Below are 5,274 nucleotides of genomic sequence, written 5' to 3'. Positions count from 1 at the left end.
GCGGTAGAAGATGACAATCCGTTTAAGAGTGCGAAATACTACTTCGGTGATGACGGAGCAATGTATGCGGATCAGTGGTTGCTTTATTCACAGGTAGGAGAGAATCCGGGATATTCAGAGCTTGGACAGAGAAATTACAGTGAATATGATGAGATGTGGCTGTACTTCGGGGCTAACGGAAGAAAGTACGCTGCAAGCAGTACAGATCAGTCAAAGCAGAGAGAGATAAACGGTAAGGCATACCTGTTTGATGAGAACGGCGTTATGATACCTCAGCTTTCAGTAACCAACGCAAACATAAGAGCTACAGCAAGCAACGCTAAAGTAAAATACGGTTCACTTGATGTTGACGGTGAGCTTAAAGACGATTACTGGACATTTACAGTACCTAATGAAGTAATGAGTCAGCATGATTATGATACAGAAGAGCACAGCTGGTTCAGAACAAAGAAAGACGGTAGTGTAATTAAAGATAAAATAGCTACAGTACTTGGAAGAAGATACGCTTTCGATGAAATCGGACGTATGCAGACAGGTTTTGTAATCATGTTGGAAGATGATACATTCGGTATCAAATATGATGTAGATGAGTGGACAAAGGAAGACTTCCTTACAGACGCTCTCAACTCACCTATAGCTGCAATCGACAGAGGAAGCTTATATCTCTTCGGTACAGATGAGCTTAATGACGGTTCAATGATTACCGGTGAGGTTACAGTATCTCTTAGAGACACAAACGCCGTATTCGGTTTCAAAGACAATGGTAAGGCTATCGGAGCAAGATGCACACTTGCAAAGAACGACGGTAAGTTCTACTTCAACGGATTAAGACTGGATGCTGATGGAAGCCTTAAGTATGGTATTCTTAAGGATACAAGAACAGGTCACGGCGAGTATGTAGTCGTAGACTCAAACGGTAAAGTAGTCAAAGGCACAAAGATTCTTAAGGACGGAGAAGGTAACTGGATAGTAGTTTCAAACTCAAAGTTCGTAGCAAGAGTGAGCGATAGCGACAGACCAAGAAAGAAGAACGGAAGATTCTATCACTACGATTCAAGTGCTGCTAGACATGACAGATGGGGAGCAGAAATCACATATGCTGCAGATGGATTAAATAATCTGGATAGTGATTTTGTCCTCTTTGATAGATAGTTGGAGGAGAGATATGAAGAAAAATAATTTTCTTAGGAATGCTAAGCGATTAACAGCAGGTTTGTTGACAGCTGCGATGGTGCTGACAGGTGCTCCATTTGGTAATTTTACAGCAAGGGCTGCAACAGAGTTGGAACCCAATGTGGCATTGAATACACAGGGAGATGGTCCTAGAGGTGTAAGCGTGAATCCTAATGGCAAAGGATATTCATTTGGATCATCGGCAACAACAGCTTATGCATTTGGAAAAACTGATACCCCAATTCTCGTTGAAATTCCGCCAGAATATGGTGGTGGTTTTGCATCAGAACTGATGCACGGGGGGACAAATTATGATTATGGTACCGAGGGAGGAGAAGATCCTTTTACTTTTAACATTGCTGCTATAACTGATGAGAATTACAGAGCAAACTGGAGTAGAGGATATTACTCGGACAACAGCTCAACAACTACAGAAGCAAAAGAAACTACTCTATTTCCAACTTTGAAATCAGCTTTTCAACGTGCATGGTGGCATGGATATTATGCTTTTGCAAAGCCATATAGAATTGGTAGTAATGTTTTGAGTACAAATGCGACAGCAGGTTCAGATAATTATGCAAGTGGTACAGGAGCTGATACTGCTGATCCGGTTATAACAACTTGGGGTGGTGATTATGGCGCTCAACCTACTGCTGCTACATTCTACGGTACAACAACAAAGAAAGCATTACATAAAGGTCTTACAACTTATAAAAATGGAGAGGTCTTTACAATAACAAATCCGAGCGGTGGAAATGTGGAAGTAAGGCAGGAAGTTATGCCTTCACCGGATGATCAATATATATATGTAAAATACACTGTATACAATAATTCTGCTAGTCAAACTGATTTTATGATTGGCAATGAGTCTGATACTATGCTTGGTGCTCATGATGATGTACCAATATTTGTTACCAAACATGACAATACAAATGATATAGAAGGACTTCATTTTCATAATAAGGATCACAGTGGTAGTAATTCATCACATGCTGTCTTTGATATTATATCTAAAGGAAAAGGTATAGGTGGGCAGGATGTTGGAATGCAAAGACGTGATAGTAGCGATAAAAGTGAGAATAGAGTTTGGGCTGGAAGCTGGTCAAAAGTTGCCGGAATATGGCATACTGATTGGGTTTTTTCACAAAGCAGACCTGGTTATGTTGGGGCTGGACAAGACAGTACATCTACGACTACGGGTGATACAGCAGCGGCATTTTCAGCATATTTTGATCTACAACCATATGAAACTAAGACAACTGCTTTTGCGTTAGCTATAAAGCCATATGTTATATATGTTGACCCTGTGAATGGAAAAGATGATAGCAGTGGAACCGGATTTATGGGCTCTCCTGTCAAATCAATAAAAAAGGCGTTAGAAATATTGTCGCTTAAACCGTATGATATAAAAAAAGCATATATATACATACAGGGGAATATAGATAATCAAAATGAGACTATAGTCATTCCTGCAAATAGAGATATCACTATACAGACTACAGACTATAAGCCGCTTGCAAATGCTGCAACAATAAACTTTAATAAAGTCCCATTGTATACAGATGATGCTCCGATACCTGAGACAAGTACATTTACAATAAAAAGAGATACTAACTTTACCGGACCATTATTTGAGGTTAAAAATCCTACTTCTACATTGAATTTTTCAAATATAACTATTGATGGAAATGGCGCTAATGTTACTGCAGCAGCACCTATAGTAGAGTTATCAGCAGGTAATGTAAAACTGAAAGACAATACTACTATTCAAAACAGTAATGTGGCAAAGGGATTGAACAATGGTATTTCTCCTGTATCAGAGACTACACCTAAGGCTTCTGCAATAGATGTAGACGGGGCAGGTGTTCTTACAATGGAGAGCAATGTAAAGCCTATTTACATTAAGAATAATATAGGCAATAGTCGTGGTAATGATCCGAAAATTCCGGCTATAAATGTATCCTCAACAGTAAATCGCACATTTGCAGCAGATACAGGAATTGGTGAAGTAAGAGCCAGAGCAGTAAATGTATCAGGTAATGTAAATGTAGACAACAATGATGATATACATACAGTAGTAGATGAGTATTATGTTGATGCTACAGGAGCGCTGACTCCGGTCAGTTCTGTCCCTACAGGTGCTACAGTTACTACAACGCTTGTTGCGCCTACAGCTACAGAGCCTAACCCTAAAACTACTACAACAGAAAAAACATCAACTACAATTACAAAAGAAGAGCATAATGATAGTTCTACTAATCCGGCAACTGTATATAGAACAGTTACTACAGTTACCACATCTAAAGCTAATGTAAATCTCGATAAGAGTATGCTTTATGTTGGTAAGGGTAAAACATTTACAGGAACTATAGGAGTAACTATTTCAGATGTACCTAATACATCAGATGATAATGACGGTAGACCTGTTATAGATTATGAGGGTAGAAGTACAAGCTCAGTAATACCATATTCTGTAGGTAATATTAAAACAGATAGAGATGGTGTTAACCCAAGAATGGGCATGATAACTGCAAAGGCAACAGATGTAAATGGTGCAGTTTTAACAATGCCTCAATCAGAAGGTATAGTTTATTTGAAAACACAAAAGTATAACTTTACAGTAACATATATAGACCCGGACGGTAATACAATACCGATTCCAAGTCTTGTGGCAGGCACTAATACTATTCCGGGAGCTTTAGATCCTACAAACACATCATCATATGCATTTAGAGCCGCACCTGGTTCAGAAGTTAATATACCTATGCCTAGTTATATATTTAATGGTATACCAACTGTATTTGACAGTGCAACAGGTGCAAGCGGTACTTTGACAGTTGTAAACACTGATCCGGTTGCTCCGGCAACTACTCCAACTAAGGGAACTGTTATGGGAACAACTCCTAATATTCCTTTAGATATTGTTATTTCATTAAAGAAAAATGTGATGACATATAAGTTCGATTCAAATGGTGGAATAGCGGTATCAGACGTTATAGCTCCAGTTGGAGTATTGCCTTCGACAATGCCAAGCCCTACAAAAACAGGATATACATTTGCAGGATGGTTACAGTACACAGATGCCAATAATAATGATTCATATGATGTAGGTGAAACAATTGGTACAAATACTTTAACATCTTATCCTGCTTCATCAACAGCAGATACATTGCATTTTTATGCTACTTGGACACCGGATGGTACGCGTTATCCTATAAGTACTTATCATAAAAATATAAACCCCGGTTTACCACTTACATTTGGTTCAGAAGTTGATCCGGGATATGTTATAGAGTCAATCGTAGATAAAGATCATATTACTGTTCCGGGATATATATATGATTCCGGAAGTGCAACTCCTGTTTCAGCAGGTCAGATAGAACCAAACCCGTCAGTAACAGCCGGAGTGGCTGAAGGACATTACCATATTTCAAGTATGCCTGCTTCAGCAGTTACTTTGAATTACAAATATCGTGTTGATCCAAATGCTACATTTACATTTACGGTAAGACATGTTGATGCTTTAGGAAATATTATACCGGGTACTACTGTACATACTTCACAAAGAAGGGCAGAGCAAAGTATTAATGCAATGGCAGATAATTCTATTGCTGGTTATACTTATGCAACATACCGTATAACAGCCGGAGAAAATGATGATGCGGCAGGAAGTTACATACTTGGCTTAAATCATCAAGAGACTGTAGGCGGAATTACAACTACGCCATATATCGTAACAAATGATACTACAACAGGAACATTTATTGCTCATATGCCAAACCAGGATGTATCTATAGATTATGTATATGCACCTAATGCCGGTATGAACTTAGTAAGAAGATACTATGATAGATTTACAGATAGTATTATTGCAAGTCAGGTAGAAGCATCAATGCCATTAGCCAATGTATCAGCATCAATTCCTGCAGCAGGAAGTACAGTTGGTGACAAACTATATGGATATTCATGGGATGCATCATCAATGGTGTACATTTTAGATATTTCTAATTTAACAGGTCCTGTAAGCGTAAATCATAATCCGTTAAATGGTGATTTAAACGGTACTATGCCGGCTAGTGGAAATGGTGTCAGAGCTGATTA

2 protein-coding genes are annotated in these 5,274 nt (G+C 38.7%); both read left to right on the top strand.

Features of this window, described 5'->3' with window-relative positions; translation table 11 throughout:
- The coding region (locus tag HMPREF1140_RS01880; RefSeq protein ID WP_009662228.1) for a hypothetical protein at nt 1-1,152 on the top strand (1,152 nt) is incomplete at its 5' end.
- 13 nt (nt 1,153-1,165) lie between these two features.
- A partial coding sequence (locus HMPREF1140_RS13055; RefSeq protein WP_009662227.1) for an InlB B-repeat-containing protein occupies nt 1,166-5,274 on the top strand: 4,109 nt, incomplete at its 3' end.

Source organism: Lachnoanaerobaculum sp. ICM7 (assembly GCF_000287675.1).
In the GTDB taxonomy this organism is placed as follows: domain Bacteria; phylum Bacillota; class Clostridia; order Lachnospirales; family Lachnospiraceae; genus Lachnoanaerobaculum.
Note: the sequence above shows the minus strand (reverse complement) of the source record. Positions and strands in the feature narration are given on the sequence as shown.